Origin of the sequence: Stutzerimonas stutzeri (assembly GCF_009789555.1) — a bacterium.
Classification (GTDB): domain Bacteria; phylum Pseudomonadota; class Gammaproteobacteria; order Pseudomonadales; family Pseudomonadaceae; genus Stutzerimonas; species Stutzerimonas stutzeri_R.
In genome coordinates this window covers 97,677-110,490 of sequence record NZ_CP046903.1, presented here as the reverse complement: position 1 = coordinate 110,490, position 12,814 = coordinate 97,677, and the positions used below count along the sequence as shown (strand labels likewise).

The following is a 12,814-nucleotide window of genomic DNA, read 5'->3' as shown; positions in this document are numbered from 1 at the left end:
GCCCATGACCACCAATACCCTCCAAACCGTGACGCCCTCACCCGGTCCCCTGCACTGGCTCGCCATCCAGCTGGCGCGCCTGAGCCGCCAGCGCGTCAGCGCCCGGGCGCTGCTCAAGGGCGTCTGGCTGACGCCCTTCCTCGGCCTGATCGGCGTGCTGTTTGTCTGGCCACTGGTGATGCTGGTGGTCGGTGCCTTTCGCAGCCGTGCGCCCTTTTTGCCGGGCGAATGGACACTCAGCGCCTGGAGCGTGGCGTTTCATAATCCGGGCATGCTGGCGGCGGTCTGGGCCTCGATCAAGATTGCGCTGGTCAGTACCTTCGCGGCCCTGGTGATTGCCGCGGCGCTGGCCTTTATCAGCGAGCGGACCAGCCTGTGGCTGCGCCGCGCGATCATGCCGAGCATGTTGCTGGTGTTCGTCACGCCGGGGATCTTCTACGCCATTGCCTTTACCCAACTGGCCAACCCCTGGACCGGGCTGGTGAACGATGCCCTGCGCTATGCCTTCGACCTGCCGACGCCCTGGCTGAACGTGCAGGGCTGGTGGGGCATCTACACCGTGCTGATCCTGAAAAAGGTCGCGCTGAGCTACCTGTTTATCGTCGGCGCATTCCGGGCCCTGGACAGCGCCCAGGACGAAGCCTCGTACCTGTGCGGGGCCGGGCCGCTGCGCACCTTCGTGCGGATCAACCTGCCGAGCCTGGCCCCGGCCCTGACCAGCGTCGCGCTGCTGGGGATCATCGCCGGGTTGCAGGTCTTCGAGCCGATCCTGATTCTCGGCGGGCCGGACAATATCGTGGTGATCGCCACCCTGCTGCTCAACCTGCTCGGCGGGGGCGCGGGGCCGGCCGATTACGCCCAGGCCAGTATTCTTTCCAGCGTATTCGTGGCCTTTGTCGCCGTGCTCTATGTGCTGCAACTGCGGGTGCTGGGGCGCAAGGGCTATGTCTCGGTCAGCGGCAAGTTTTCCCGCACGCGGCTCTTGCCGCTGCGCGGTGTACGCACCCTGGTCAGTGGGCTGGTCATCCTGTTTCTGCTGCTCTCGTTCGCCCTGCCCCTGGGCGCCCTGCTGTTTTCATCATTGCAGCCCTACCCCGGGATCTACAGCGGCTTCTCCCTGGCGCGCTACAGCGATGTACTCAGTCAGCCACGGGTGGTCGAGGCGATCCGCGTGACCCTGGTACTGGGGGTGATCGTCGGTGCGGTGGTGATGACCCTGGCCTTTAGCGTCACCCGTCTGTCCCAGCAGATGGGCCGCCGCAGCCGCGCCGCCGTGCGCTTTGCCACCCTGATTCCGCTCGCGATGCCGGGTGTGGTCACCACGGTGGCGATTTCCTGGGCCTGGCTCAGCCTGCCGGCATTTGCCTCGCTCTACGGCTCGATCTGGCTGGTGGCCCTGGCCTTGATCGTCACCGCCATGCCGTTTGCCAGCCAGATCGCCCTGTCGGCCATCTCGCAAATCGCCCCGTCGCTGTCCGAGGCCGCCCGCATGAGCGGGGCCGGGCCGACCCAGACGTTTTTCGAGATTGTCCTGGCGCTGGCCGCGCCCAGTTTTATCGCCGGCTGGTTTATGAGCGCGCTGATGGTCTCCGGCAATCTGGAAGTGCCCCTGCTGCTCAAGTCGCCGGGGGTCAACACCCTCGCCGTGATCACCTACAACCTGCAAAGCGCCGGCGACTACAGCCTGGCCGCCGCCTTGCTGATGGTGCTGATGGCCTTTTCCATCGCCCTGTGGCTCGCCAGCCTGCTGACGCTCTGGCTGTTTCGCCGCGCCCGCCATCTCAACCACCACCGTCACGAACAACGTGCCCTGGCCCTGGCCAGCAGCACCAACCCAAGGTTCTGAGCATGAGCAGTGTCACTCTCAACGGGATTCGCAAGGCCTTCGATGGTCGCGTCAACGCCATCGAGCAACTCGATCTGCATATTCAGGACGGCGAATTTTTCGTCCTGCTCGGTCCCAGTGGCTGCGGCAAGACCACCACCCTGCGCTGCATTGCCGGGCTGGAAGAGCCCGACAGCGGCACCCTGCTGCTGGGCCAGCGGGCCGTCGCCGACAGCCGCCAGGGCCTGTTTGTCGCCCCGGAAAAACGCAATATGGAGTCGCCTCAGAAAACGGAAAATAAAGCACGCTAAGGCGTAGTTCCCTCGGGCTACACCGCGTCCGCACTGCGCGGTTCTTTCTTCCCTTGCAGTGACGCAATCAGCGGGCAGGAAACGTTCCCCTTCCGCGCATGGCAGGCGCACACCAAATCAGACAGCACGGCCTCCATGCGCGCCAGGTCAGCCATCCTCTCGCGCACGTCCTTGAGCTTGTGCTCGGCCAGGCTGCTGGCTTCCTCGCAATGGGTGCCATCCTCCAGCCGCAGCAGCTCGGCGATCTCATCCAGGCTGAAGCCCAACCGCTGGGCTGATTTCACGAAGCGCACCCGCGTTACATCCGTCTCGCCATAGCGGCGAATGCTGCCGTAAGGCTTGTCCGGTTCCGGGAGCAAGCCCTTGCGCTGATAGAACCGGATGGTCTCCACATTGACCCCGGCCGTCCTGGCGAAAACGCCAATGGTCAGGTTCTCCAAATTGTTTTCCATATCGCTTGACTCCGTACATAACTACGGAAGTAAGCTTAAGCTATCCAATTCAGATTCGAAAGGACAAACGTATGTCTGAACCTCAAAACGGGCGCGGCGCGCTCTTCACTGGCGGGCTGGCCGCCATCCTCGCCTCGGCTTGCTGCCTCGGGCCGCTGGTTCTGATCGCCTTGGGGTTCAGCGGCGCTTGGATCGGCAACTTGACGGTGTTGGAACCCTATCGCCCCATCTTTATCGGCGTGGCGCTGGTGGCGTTGTTCTTCGCCTGGCGGCGCATCTACCGGCCGTCAGCCGCCTGCAAACCGGGTGAGGTTTGCGCGATTCCCCAAGTGCGAGCTACTTACAAGCTCATTTTCTGGGGCGTGGCCGTGCTGGTTTTGGTCGCGCTCGGATTTCCCTACGTCGTGCCATTTTTCTATTGATCACAGGAGTTCACCATGAAAAAGCTGCTTTCCGCCCTTGCCCTCGCTGCCGTTGTTGCCCCCGTGTGGGCCGCCACCCAGACCGTTACGCTGTCCGTACCGGGCATGACCTGCTCGGCCTGTCCGATCACTGTCAAGAAGGCGATTTCCAAGGTCGATGGCGTCAGTAAAGTTGACGTGACCTTCGAGACGCGCGAAGCGGTGGTCACCTTCGATGATGCCAAGACCAGCGTGCAGAAACTGACCAAGGCTACCGAGGATGCGGGCTACCCATCATCAGTCAAGAACTGATCATGAAAGACCCGAAGACACTGCTGCGGGTCAGCATCATTGGCACAACCCTCGTGGCGCTGTGTTGCTTCACCCCTGTTCTGGTCATTTTGCTCGGTGTGGTCGGCTTGTCCGCGCTGACCGGCTATCTGGACTATGTGCTGCTGCCTGCGCTGGCGATTTTCATCGGCTTGACCATCTACGCCATCCAACGAAAACGCCAAGCCGATGCCTGCTGCACCCCGAAATTCAATGGAGTAAAAAAATGACCGAAATCACCGTGAATGGCATGACCTGCACATCCTGCGCCACCCATGTCAAAGATGCTTTGGAAAAGATTCCCGGCGTGAATGCCGCTGTGGTGTCCTATCCAGAAAGCCGCGCGCAAGTCATGGCAGACACCGCCGTGAGCCACAACCAACTGCTGGCCGCCATCGCCGCATTGGGTTATCAAGGCTCGATCCGGGTTGGTGATTTCAAAGATGAACCAAAAATCCGTGATGCACTTGAGGGCGCCGGTTTGCATATCGCCATCATTGGCAGCGGCGGGGCCGCGATGGCGGCGGCGCTGAAGGCCGTCGAGCAAGGCGCGACGGTCACGCTGATCGAACGCGGCACCATCGGCGGCACCTGCGTCAATATCGGCTGTGTGCCGTCCAAGATCATGATCCGCGCTGCCCATATTGCCCATCTGCGCCGGGAAAGTCCGTTCGACGGCGGTATTGCGGCAACTGTGCCTGCGATTGACCGCAGCAAACTGCTGGCCCAGCAGCAGGCCCGTGTCGATGAACTGCGGCACGCCAAATACGAAGGCATCCTGGACGGCAATCCAGCCATCACCGTTTTGCACGGTGAAGCGCGTTTCAAGGACGACCAGAGCCTGGTCGTCCGTTTGAACGAGGGTGGCGAGCGCGAGGTAACGTTCGACCGCTGCCTGGTCGCCACCGGTGCCAGTCCGGCCGTGCCGCCGATTCCGGGCCTGAAAGAGTCACCCTACTGGACTTCCACCGAAGCGCTTGTCAGCGACACCATTCCCGCACGCCTGGCCGTGATCGGTTCGTCGGTGGTGGCGTTGGAACTGGCGCAAGCCTTTGCCCGGCTCGGCAGCCAGGTCACGATCCTGGCACGCAGCACCTTGTTCTTCCGGGAAGACCCGGCCATCGGCGAGGCCGTGACAGCCGCTTTCCGCGCCGAGGGCATCGAGGTGCTGGAGCACACGCAAGCCAGCCAGGTCGCCCATGTGAACGGCGAATTCGTGCTGACCACCGGACACGGTGAATTGCGCGCTGACAAGTTGCTGGTTGCCACCGGTCGGGCACCGAATACGCGCAGCCTCGCGCTGGACGCGGCGGGGGTCACTGTCAATGCGCAAGGGGCCATCGTTATCGACCAAGGCATGCGCACGAGCAACCCGAACATCTACGCGGCCGGCGACTGCACCGACCAGCCGCAGTTCGTCTACGTGGCAGCGGCCGCCGGCACCCGTGCCGCGATCAACATGACCGGCGGCGACGCAGCCCTCAATCTGACCGCGATGCCGGCAGTGGTGTTCACCGACCCGCAAGTCGCCACCGTGGGCTACAGCGAGGCGGAAGCGCACCACGATGGCATCGAGACCGACAGTCGCACGCTGACACTCGACAACGTTCCGCGAGCGCTTGCCAACTTCGACACACGCGGCTTCATCAAGCTGGTCATCGAGGAAGGTAGCGGACGGCTCATCGGCGTGCAGGCGGTGGCCCCGGAAGCGGGCGAACTGATCCAGACGGCGGTGCTCGCCATCCGCAACCGCATGACGGTGCAGGAACTGGCCGACCAGTTGTTCCCCTACCTGACAATGGTCGAGGGGTTGAAGCTTGCGGCGCAGACCTTCAACAAGGACGTGAAGCAGCTTTCCTGCTGCGCTGGATAAAAAAAGGAGGTTTTCAATGAGCGCCTACACCGTGTCCCGGCTGGCCCTTGATGCCGGGGTGAGCGTGCATATCGTGCGCGACTACCTGCTGCGCGGATTGCTGCGTCCGGTGGCGTGCACCCCGGGCGGCTATGGCCTGTTCGATGATGCCGCCTTGCAACGGCTGTGCTTCGTGCGGGCGGCCTTCGAGGCGGGCATCGGCCTGGACGCGCTGGCGCGGCTGTGCCGGGCGCTGGATGCTGCGGACGGCGATGAAGCGGCCGCGCAGCTTGCCGTTCTGCGCCAGTTCGTCGAGCGTCGGCGCGAAGCGTTGGCCGATCTGGAGGTGCAGTTGGCCACCATGCCGACCGAGCCGGCACAGCACGCGGAGAGTCTGCCATGAACAGCCCCGAGCGCTTGCCGTCCGAGACGCACAAACCGATCACCGGCTACCTGTGGGGCGCGCTGGCCGTGCTCACCTGTCCCTGCCATTTGCCGATTCTCGCCATTGTGCTGGCCGGCACGACGGCCGGCGCGTTCATCGGAGAGTACTGGGGTATCGCAGCCCTCACGCTGACCGGTTTGTTCGTCCTGTCTGTGACACGACTGCTGCGGGCCTTCAAAGATCGATCATGAGCGCTTCCCATTGAGACAAACCACGCTGTCGCTACGTTGCCTCATGCCGGCATCAAATTCGGCTGAGTAGCTTCTCGCCATCTGGACGTAGCTCACCCTTGGGTGAAACATGCCGATACAGGGTCTGCCGCGTGACGCCAAGTTCCTGGCACAGGTCGCCGACCTTGGTCTCTGGCTGACCCATTGCCGCCATCGCCAGCCGCAGCTTGGCGGCGGTCATCTTGAACGGCCGGCCGCCTTTCCGCCCGCGCGCGCGGGCCGAGGCTAGGCCGGCAATCGTGCGCTCCGCGATCAACTCGCGCTCGAACTCGGCCAGGGCGGCGAAGATGCCAAAGACCAGCTTGCCGGCGGCGGTCGTGGTGTCGATGGCCGCGCCGTGCCCGGTTAATACCTTCAAGCCGATGCCGCGCCCAGTCAGGTCGTGCACGGTGTTGATGAGATGTCGCAGGTCGCGTCCGAGCCGATCCAGTTTCCACACGACCAGTGTGTCGCCAGTTCGCAACGCCTTCAGGCAGCTCGTCAAGCCGGGCCGATCCTCGCGCATGCCGGATGCCTGGTCCTCGTAAAGATGTACTGGATCGACCCCGGCGGCAATCAGCGCGTCGCGCTGCAAATCGGTAGCCTGGGAGCCGTCCGCCTTCGATACCCGCATGTAGCCTATCAGCATGTCGTACCTGTCACATATACGTTCGATTATGTGACAGTGTGAGCCAGAAAGTTCTCGCCGTCAAAAACTGTCACTTAACCCGTCATTTAGTCTAAGACCTGCAAACGGCCATTCAGGCTCGTAATGTGACAAAAACTCCGGCGGGATGCCCTCCTTGGTGAACGTGGCGCGCAAACGTTCCAGGGATTCGGGGTCGCGTCGCCCGTAGGACGCCAGTGTGAACAGCAAGCGGGCCGTCTCCGGGTTGTGTCGCGCTTCAATGATGGCCTCATCGATGGCCTGGGCTGCTCGTTGCCAGTGGTTGATGGGTTCCGGCTTCGGCACCTTCGCCGGCAGGCCGTTGGTGAAACCAGTGTGCGGCTCCGTCTGAAACAGCGCGGCCTGTTCCCCGCGCGGGATCAGCGCCTTTGACTCGATCAGCGTGATGGCGGTGGCCGCCGCCTCCAGCATCTGCCACTGCACCGCCGGGGCCAGAATCTCGTAGGGACGCCACAGACTCTGCCCGGCGCGCAGCGGATGGCCGCAGCGCTCCCAGACATGGCGGATGCTCGCCGAGCAACTGCCGCAGTGCGAGAGCGGCGTGTTCAGCTCATCAAGCAGGGTGCGCAGCAGCCGGAACCACAAGCCGGCGTGGACACGCCGACGCGGCAGCTCCACAAAACCCGTCGTCAGCGCCTGCCAGGTGCGCCGGTCCATGCAGGCGATTGCGTCATCGGCAGGGCGCGGCGCAGCATCGGCGATTTCCCACTGAAGATACCGGCCGTGCATGCCCCAGTAGGACTCCAGCCAGCAGCCATGCTGCGGGCAGCTCAGCATCAAGGGGAGCTGCCAGACGAGTAGCACAGCTTGATTCGTTGGATCGTTCAGACACTGCGGACACGCCCGGCGAATCGTCTGGCTCGGTAGCCAGGCACGCCAGCGAGTGATGGACCGCACCTTGCGGGTGCGCTTGGGCAGGAGCACCGCGCATTGGAATGTATAGGTTTCCAAGGCTGCTGGTACCGAATCGTCGAGACTGTCGAGCAGCCACGGCACCCAGCCTGCAAGACTCATGCTGCGCAACCGCTCCAGCTCGACGCCACTGCGCTGGCAGAGCGCCGTCAGCAACGACAAGGATGGTGCGGTATCCAGGTCATCAAGTTGGCTGTGACCAAGATCGTGGGCCAGCAGCTCGTGCACGTCCATCTGGTAGCAGGCGGCGACCCGGTTGAGCCATGAGGACAGGGCTTCGCCTTCCTTGGGTGCCGGATGCAGCGGCCAGCGCGGCGCGGACTTCACATCAGTTCCCGCTCGAACTGTCGCCGCCGCTCACTGGGGCCGATGTAGTCGGCCATGCTGAGCGTGCGGTGGTTGATCGCTTCCTCGCCACTCTCCACGGCGGCGACGGCCGCCGCCACCAGCAGATGTGCAAGCTCGCCGATGGTGCCTTCGCTCCGGGTGAGCAGGTAGCGGGCCATGTCCAGCGTGGCAATCGGGGATGGCCGCCGTAGCGGGAGTGACGCCGCGAAGCTGGCCAGCAGCGAGCAGCAGTCCTCATTGGCCTCCCACGGCGGCAGCAGCATCGGCTCGAAGCGGTTTTCCAACTGATCGTCCGAACGGATGGCCAGGTACGCCTCGCGCGTGCCGACCCCGACCAGGGGGATACGCAGCTCGTTGCCGAGGAAGCGCAGCAGGTTGAGGAACTCGCGCCGGTTAACGCTGTTGCCAGCCAGTACATTGTGCAGTTCGTCGATCACCAGCATGCGCACGCCGACCTTGCGCAGCAGGGCCAGCGCCAGTTGCTCCATTTCCGGCAGCCGTGGGCGCGGGCGCAGCGGCGCGCCCATCGCAGCCAGCAGCGCGACATAGAAGCGGATCACCGATGGCTCTGACGGCATCTGCACGACCAGCACCGGGATATGTTCTTGGTCAGCGTCGGTGCCGACCGGGTGCGCCCGCCGGAATTTCTCGACGATCATCGACTTGCCGTTGTTGGTGGGGCCGACCAGCAGCAGGTTTGGCATGCGTTGCTTGTTCGGCCACGCATACAGAGTTTCCAGCCGGTTCAGCGCCTCGACCGCGCGCGGGTAGCCGATCCAGCGGTCGGCGCGAATGCGCTGGATGCGCTCGTCTGCCGGCAGCCTGGCCAAACCCTGTGCCGCTGGCAGCAGGTGGGACAGGTCAATGACGGGATATTCGTCCACGGCTACCACTCCTCGATCTGATCGAACGGTTTGGCCGGCGGCAGGTTGTCTGCCTGCGGGTCAGCCATGTCCACATCCGGCGGTATGGGCTTGGCCGGTGGCTCCGACGTCTTGAGGTGCTGGCGGCGATCAGCGTCGCGCCGCGCCTTGCGCGTGGCCTTCTGGGCGGTGGTCACGATCTCGCGCATCTGCCCGATCATGCGGAACAGCGCCGACTCGTCCACCTGCTCGCGCCCGAGCTGACGCAATTTGGCCAGCGCCTGGCGTTGTTCCCAGAGGGTGACGGCCGGATGGGACAAGGTGCGGTAGTGGATCTCCAGATAGTGCTGACCTTCCGGTTCCAGTACCCAGATGCGGCTGATGTCGCGCGGATCGCGCCGGATCAGGAAGGCGGGCAAGCGCTCGCGCCGGGCAATCCACGGCTTGAGGGCGTCGGCGTAGTAGTGGATGTGGTCGATGACAAAGCCGGTGCGGGTCAGGGTGCGGCGGATCACCGGCAGGAAATCGACCAAAAACGCGGTGGGGCGGGTAACGACGGCCGGGACGCCAACGCGCTCCACGGCCTCGGCCCAGCGCGCGGCCGGCGGCTGGAGCAGGCCGTTGTGCACGGAGCCGTGATAGGTGCCTACCGCCAACGCGAGCCAGCGCTCCAGCTCGCGCAGCGTCAGGGTGGCCATCTTCTCGGAATCGTACTCGCCGCGCTGGCCGGGATTGGAGAAGGTCGTCCCCGGTAATTCGTCGTGGATCATCTGCATCGCCGTGCCGATGATCCGTTCCACGATGCCGCCGTAGTGCGGCTGGCCTGGTGGGCGATAGTCCAGCCGGATGCCATGCTGTTCGCAGCCACGGCGCAGCGCTTCGCTTTTGAACTCGGCCGCGTTGTCCAGATAGAGCAGCCTGGGCTTGCCGCTCATCGGCCAGTCCATTTCCACATTCAGCCCTTCCAGCCAGGGCCGCTTGTCGCAGGCGGCATGCGCGAGGCATAGGCCGACCGAGACGGCGGACGGCGCTTCCAGCGTGACCACCATGCCGAGTACGCAGCGCGTGAACACGTCGATGGCGAGGGTCAAATATGGGCGGCCAATCGGTTGCCGGTCGCGCTCGTCGACCACGATCAGGTCGATGACGGTGTGGTCGATCTGCACCTGTTCCAGCGGCATGGTGACTTCGGGCGGAATGCCACCCGCGCCTTGCAAGGGACGGGCAGCGTCCTGCCCGCCCCGGCTGCGGGCTATTTTCGCCGGGTGTAGTCCGGCAATCCGCTGGGCCACGGTGTTGCGCGCCGGCACCGGCAGCTTCTGGGTTTTGCACGCCTGCGCGACTTCGCGGTGGAACGCCGCCAGGCTGCGTTTCTGCTTGGTCAGGAAGCGCTTTTGCAGCAGCTCGCGGATGATGCGCTCGACCGGTTCCGGCAAGCGCCCCTTGCCTTTGCCGCCGCCGGATCGGCCGGGCGTCAGGTCTGTTACCAGGCCAGTACCCTGCCGGGCGCGACGGATCAGGACATATACCTGTCGCCGGGACAGGCCCAGCGCTTGGGCTGCCTCATCGGCGGCTTCATGCCCGACCACCTCAAGCGCTGCCAGTGGCCCGATGATTTCCGTCCGGTGCCGGGCTTGCGCCCATGCCTCGTCGGGCAGGGTGGCCACGCCTTGCGCGGCAATCGGTGGAGTGTCTGATGTCATGCCCAAACCTCGCTTTGGTGCACACGAGTATTGAGCATAGTCGAGATTGGTGCAGACGACTCCTGATATTGGGCTGTCAGGAGCCGTATGCACACCAGGCGTTACATCCAGTCAGATGGTGCGGTCGTCTTCTGAAAACGACAGTAGCACAGCGGCGGCTGACAGCCTGTCGCAAAACAAATGTTTTACGACACCTCCTTGAGGTTGCCGCGTTTACATCATTACCTGAACAGGTATAAAATTCCGTCATGACAAACAAAGAAAAACCGCTCGAATGGATCGCGAGCAGCCACAAGGATTTGATGGCGTTGCCGTCCGACGTGCGTCGCCGTTTCGGTTACGCGCTCTCGTTGGCGCAGATAGGCGATCAGGATGACGCAGCAAAGGTGCTCAAGGGGTTCGGTGGTGCCGGCGTGCTGGAGGTCGTCGAAGACGATGCCGGCGGCACCTATCGAGCGGTATACACGGTCAAGTTTGCGGAAGCGGTGTTCGTCCTGCACTGCTTCCAGAAGAAGAGCAAGAGCGGAATCGCCACGCCAAAGGCCGACATGGACATCATCCGCGCTCGGCTGAAGGTGGCCGAGGTATTGGCACAGGAGCTACGAAATGCAAAAACGAATCATTGAAGGCGTCGAGGTTCAGCGCAGCTCGGGCAACGTCTTTGCCGACCTTGGACTGCCTGACGCTGAAAAGCTCAAGATCAAGACCGGCCTGGTGGTCGAGATCAGGAGGGCCATGCGCGCCCTTGGGCTGACTCAACAAGCGGCGGCCAAACGCATGGGCATCCCGCAACCGAAGGTGTCGGGCATGATGCGCGGCGACTTCACCAATCTATCCGAACGCAAGCTGATGGATTGTCTGAATCGCCTCGGCTACGACATCGAAATCAAGGTACGGCCAGCAGCCGAGCCGATCGGGCATCTAACGCTCGCAACCGCTTAATCGGAGCTCTCCTGATGGCAGCCCGCATCACCGACGACGAATGGGACGAACTGACTCCCGAGAATTTCGATACCACGGCACTGCTGCGTGCAGTCGATGCCGTGGACGTGCTGCGCGGCGATTTGAATGACAGCGCAGACGGCGCACCTCCGCAACTGCGCACCGACCTGTTGAAGCTGCATCAACTGGCAATGGCCGCGTTCAACGAGGGATCACGCAGCCGAGTGGCTGAGCTATTTGATCTCGCCGTGGATCTTCAGGATCAGGTTGATCATCTGATGACCTCGCTGGAACAAGTGCAAGAAACCCTGTCCCGGTTGACGGCGCTCTACCCAGAAAGCCTGTCCTGAATGTTCTTGGAGACAACCACATCATGAGCCGCAGCCGCCGCAAAACGCCCATCGTTGGGCACACGACCTGCCGTAGCGAGCGCGAGGACAAGAAACTCTGGCATCAGCGCTGGCGAACCCACGAGCGCACCGCGCTGGCCAGCGCGTCGCCGAAAGCTCTATGCGCCCATCTGCCTCTACTGGAAAACCAGGTCAGCAACGTCTGGTCGATGGGTAAGGATGGCCGCTCCTACTGGCCCATCAAGCGCCAGGCCGCCACGGCGGATCGCATTGCCAACCACAAGGGACGCAATCCGCAAGAGCGCGCCTCCCTGAAAAAGCGTCTGCTGCGCAAGTGGATGAGCAAATGAACCTGTCCACCATCGAGGCGCTGGCTATCGCTTGGGCGCGAATCGCTGAAGAAGCAGAACTCCCAGCCGGCTACGAGGGCACGGCGACGCCAGAGGCGCATCGGGCCTGCGAGGTGATCCAGGAGCGGATTCGAGAGCACGTCGTCGCCACCAATGACATGCGGCTGTTCGGCCTGCTGCACCTGCTTGGGCAGGCGTCGCTGCGCATGGAGCAAGCGCTGTGGCCGGAAGAATATGCGCGGATGACCCGCGAGGTCGAGGAAGCTCTCCGAGAGGCCGACGACCCCAACGCCAAGTCGTACACCCACGAAGAAGTCATGCAGGCGATGCAGGAACGCATCGACCGAGCGCGAGACAAAGCCATGTTGATCGGCTGACGGAAATTTCGGCGGTTCCGGCTGATCCAAGAATCTTGGCGTGACCTTACCTCCGCTCTACCGCTGGGTGCCAGCCTCGGCGCACGCCTAACCACCCAACTCAGAAAGGAAAATAAGTTGGTAAAACGCATTCCCGTATCCGAGCTTCGTCTCGGCATGTACATCCACAAGCTCGCCGGCTCTTGGGTTCGACACCCATTCTGGCGCGGCAGCTTCCTGCTGACCGAGCCTCAGGATCTCTCTGCCATTCGAGAATGTGGCGTCGGGGAGGTCTGGGTCGACTTGGCCAAAAGCCAAGTCGACCCAGAGAGCCCAGAGAGCCCAGAGAGCCCAGAGAGCCCAGAGAGCCCAGAGAGCCCAGAGAGCCCAGAGAGCCCAGAGCCCAGAGCCCAGAGAATTGTCGGAGGAGCAATCTCTGCCGTCTAGTCCACTAAGCAAGAAAAGTGACGGCGCAAC

Annotated in this window: 19 protein-coding genes; 14 read left to right on the top strand and 5 right to left on the bottom strand. The window is 63.3% G+C overall.

What is annotated here, in order from left to right:
- Positions 1–4 precede the first annotated feature (4 nt).
- Positions 5–1,846 carry an ABC transporter permease gene (locus GQA94_RS22485; RefSeq protein ID WP_047882959.1) on the top strand — a complete coding sequence of 614 codons (1,842 nt, stop codon included), beginning with the start codon at positions 5–7 and terminating at the stop codon, positions 1,844–1,846.
- Positions 1,847–1,848: 2 nt separating this feature from the next.
- Complete coding sequence (locus GQA94_RS22480; RefSeq protein WP_158190221.1) at positions 1,849–2,136, top strand: ATP-binding cassette domain-containing protein; 288 nt, start codon at positions 1,849–1,851, stop codon at positions 2,134–2,136.
- A gap of 17 nt (positions 2,137–2,153) precedes the next feature.
- On the opposite strand, the gene merR is transcribed toward GQA94_RS22480, so the two are convergent.
- Positions 2,154–2,588 carry an Hg(II)-responsive transcriptional regulator gene (merR, locus tag GQA94_RS22475; RefSeq protein ID WP_000429838.1) on the bottom strand — a complete coding sequence of 145 codons (435 nt, stop codon included), beginning with the start codon at positions 2,586–2,588 and terminating at the stop codon, positions 2,154–2,156.
- A gap of 71 nt (positions 2,589–2,659) precedes the next feature.
- Between merR and merT the strand changes: the two genes are divergently transcribed.
- The 6 genes from merT to merE are packed head-to-tail and all read left to right on the top strand — an operon-like array spanning position 2,660 to position 5,807.
- The gene (gene merT, locus GQA94_RS22470) at positions 2,660–3,010 is read left to right on the top strand and encodes a mercuric ion transporter MerT (RefSeq protein WP_001294667.1); all 351 of its coding nucleotides are present in this window, start codon (positions 2,660–2,662) and stop codon (positions 3,008–3,010) included.
- A gap of 15 nt (positions 3,011–3,025) precedes the next feature.
- Entirely contained in the window at positions 3,026–3,301 is a 276-nt protein-coding gene (gene merP / locus GQA94_RS22465; protein WP_000735441.1) for a mercury resistance system periplasmic binding protein MerP, read from the top strand.
- Between the two features lie 2 nt (positions 3,302–3,303).
- The gene (merF, locus tag GQA94_RS22460; RefSeq protein ID WP_000654684.1) at positions 3,304–3,549 is read left to right on the top strand and encodes a mercury resistance system transport protein MerF; all 246 of its coding nucleotides are present in this window, start codon (positions 3,304–3,306) and stop codon (positions 3,547–3,549) included.
- A complete protein-coding gene (merA, locus tag GQA94_RS22455) occupies positions 3,546–5,192 on the top strand; it encodes a mercury(II) reductase (protein ID WP_000136268.1) in 1,647 nt (548 codons plus the stop codon). Before merF ends, merA begins: the two co-directional genes overlap by 4 nt.
- A 16-nt stretch (positions 5,193–5,208) precedes the next feature.
- Complete coding sequence (merD, locus tag GQA94_RS22450) at positions 5,209–5,574, top strand: mercury resistance co-regulator MerD (protein ID WP_003465059.1); 366 nt, start codon at positions 5,209–5,211, stop codon at positions 5,572–5,574.
- Entirely contained in the window at positions 5,571–5,807 is a 237-nt protein-coding gene (gene merE, locus GQA94_RS22445) for a broad-spectrum mercury transporter MerE (protein ID WP_001087809.1), read from the top strand. The genes merD and merE overlap by 4 nt, the downstream gene beginning before the upstream one ends.
- A 52-nt stretch (positions 5,808–5,859) precedes the next feature.
- Here merE and GQA94_RS22440 read toward each other — a convergent pair whose 3' ends face one another.
- From GQA94_RS22440 to GQA94_RS22425, 4 genes are read right to left on the bottom strand one after another with little or no spacing between them, the layout of a single operon-like run.
- Positions 5,860–6,474, bottom strand: coding sequence for a recombinase family protein (locus GQA94_RS22440; RefSeq protein ID WP_000904941.1), 615 nt, complete (start codon positions 6,472–6,474; stop codon positions 5,860–5,862).
- 60 nt (positions 6,475–6,534) lie between these two features.
- Positions 6,535–7,752, bottom strand: coding sequence for a TniQ family protein (locus tag GQA94_RS22435; protein ID WP_054471483.1), 1,218 nt, complete (start codon positions 7,750–7,752; stop codon positions 6,535–6,537).
- Positions 7,749–8,657, bottom strand: coding sequence for a TniB family NTP-binding protein (locus GQA94_RS22430; RefSeq protein ID WP_003465065.1), 909 nt, complete (start codon positions 8,655–8,657; stop codon positions 7,749–7,751). Before GQA94_RS22430 ends, GQA94_RS22435 begins: the two co-directional genes overlap by 4 nt.
- 2 nt (positions 8,658–8,659) lie before the next feature.
- Positions 8,660–10,339: a Mu transposase C-terminal domain-containing protein gene (locus GQA94_RS22425; RefSeq protein ID WP_003465068.1), complete on the bottom strand. Its 1,680-nt coding sequence runs from the start codon at positions 10,337–10,339 to the stop codon at positions 8,660–8,662.
- Between the two features lie 248 nt (positions 10,340–10,587).
- On the opposite strand from GQA94_RS22425, the gene GQA94_RS22420 reads away from it, so the two are divergent.
- From GQA94_RS22420 to GQA94_RS23610, 6 genes are all read left to right on the top strand, one after another.
- The gene (locus tag GQA94_RS22420; RefSeq protein ID WP_003151133.1) at positions 10,588–10,965 is read left to right on the top strand and encodes a type II toxin-antitoxin system RelE/ParE family toxin; all 378 of its coding nucleotides are present in this window, start codon (positions 10,588–10,590) and stop codon (positions 10,963–10,965) included.
- Positions 10,946–11,281 (top strand): helix-turn-helix domain-containing protein, encoded by a 336-nt coding sequence (locus GQA94_RS22415; protein WP_001172026.1) that lies wholly within the window; start codon positions 10,946–10,948, stop codon positions 11,279–11,281. The genes GQA94_RS22420 and GQA94_RS22415 overlap by 20 nt, the downstream gene beginning before the upstream one ends.
- 14 nt (positions 11,282–11,295) lie before the next feature.
- Positions 11,296–11,631, top strand: a complete 336-nt coding sequence (locus GQA94_RS22410) for a hypothetical protein (protein ID WP_000741275.1) — start codon at positions 11,296–11,298, stop codon at positions 11,629–11,631.
- Positions 11,632–11,654: 23 nt separating this feature from the next.
- Positions 11,655–11,981 (top strand): hypothetical protein, encoded by a 327-nt coding sequence (locus GQA94_RS22405; RefSeq protein ID WP_047883117.1) that lies wholly within the window; start codon positions 11,655–11,657, stop codon positions 11,979–11,981.
- Positions 11,978–12,358: a hypothetical protein gene (locus tag GQA94_RS22400; RefSeq protein ID WP_001054412.1), complete on the top strand. Its 381-nt coding sequence runs from the start codon at positions 11,978–11,980 to the stop codon at positions 12,356–12,358. The genes GQA94_RS22405 and GQA94_RS22400 overlap by 4 nt, the downstream gene beginning before the upstream one ends.
- Positions 12,359–12,514: 156 nt before the next feature.
- Entirely contained in the window at positions 12,515–12,784 is a 270-nt protein-coding gene (locus GQA94_RS23610) for a DUF3391 domain-containing protein (protein WP_302931911.1), read from the top strand.
- The last annotated feature ends 30 nt before the right edge of the window (positions 12,785–12,814 follow it).

What these genes read in the sequence shown, in the direction of transcription:
- GQA94_RS22420 (WP_003151133.1), top strand. Translation starts at nt 10,588, where the DNA reads ATGACAAACAAAGAAAAACCGCTCGAATGGATCGCGAGCAGCCACAAG.
- GQA94_RS22485 (WP_047882959.1), top strand. Translation starts at nt 5, where the DNA reads ATGACCACCAATACCCTCCAAACCGTGACGCCCTCACCCGGTCCCCTG.
- merP (WP_000735441.1), top strand. Translation starts at nt 3,026, where the DNA reads ATGAAAAAGCTGCTTTCCGCCCTTGCCCTCGCTGCCGTTGTTGCCCCC.
- merF (WP_000654684.1), top strand. Translation starts at nt 3,304, where the DNA reads ATGAAAGACCCGAAGACACTGCTGCGGGTCAGCATCATTGGCACAACC.
- GQA94_RS22415 (WP_001172026.1), top strand. Translation starts at nt 10,946, where the DNA reads ATGCAAAAACGAATCATTGAAGGCGTCGAGGTTCAGCGCAGCTCGGGC.
- merD (WP_003465059.1), top strand. Translation starts at nt 5,209, where the DNA reads ATGAGCGCCTACACCGTGTCCCGGCTGGCCCTTGATGCCGGGGTGAGC.
- GQA94_RS23610 (WP_302931911.1), top strand. Translation starts at nt 12,515, where the DNA reads ATGTACATCCACAAGCTCGCCGGCTCTTGGGTTCGACACCCATTCTGG.
- merA (WP_000136268.1), top strand. Translation starts at nt 3,546, where the DNA reads ATGACCGAAATCACCGTGAATGGCATGACCTGCACATCCTGCGCCACC.
- merT (WP_001294667.1), top strand. Translation starts at nt 2,660, where the DNA reads ATGTCTGAACCTCAAAACGGGCGCGGCGCGCTCTTCACTGGCGGGCTG.
- GQA94_RS22480 (WP_158190221.1), top strand. Translation starts at nt 1,849, where the DNA reads ATGAGCAGTGTCACTCTCAACGGGATTCGCAAGGCCTTCGATGGTCGC.
- merR (WP_000429838.1), bottom strand. Translation starts at nt 2,588, where the DNA reads ATGGAAAACAATTTGGAGAACCTGACCATTGGCGTTTTCGCCAGGACG.
- merE (WP_001087809.1), top strand. Translation starts at nt 5,571, where the DNA reads ATGAACAGCCCCGAGCGCTTGCCGTCCGAGACGCACAAACCGATCACC.
- GQA94_RS22425 (WP_003465068.1), bottom strand. Translation starts at nt 10,339, where the DNA reads ATGACATCAGACACTCCACCGATTGCCGCGCAAGGCGTGGCCACCCTG.
- GQA94_RS22400 (WP_001054412.1), top strand. Translation starts at nt 11,978, where the DNA reads ATGAACCTGTCCACCATCGAGGCGCTGGCTATCGCTTGGGCGCGAATC.
- GQA94_RS22405 (WP_047883117.1), top strand. Translation starts at nt 11,655, where the DNA reads ATGAGCCGCAGCCGCCGCAAAACGCCCATCGTTGGGCACACGACCTGC.
- GQA94_RS22440 (WP_000904941.1), bottom strand. Translation starts at nt 6,474, where the DNA reads ATGCTGATAGGCTACATGCGGGTATCGAAGGCGGACGGCTCCCAGGCT.
- GQA94_RS22410 (WP_000741275.1), top strand. Translation starts at nt 11,296, where the DNA reads ATGGCAGCCCGCATCACCGACGACGAATGGGACGAACTGACTCCCGAG.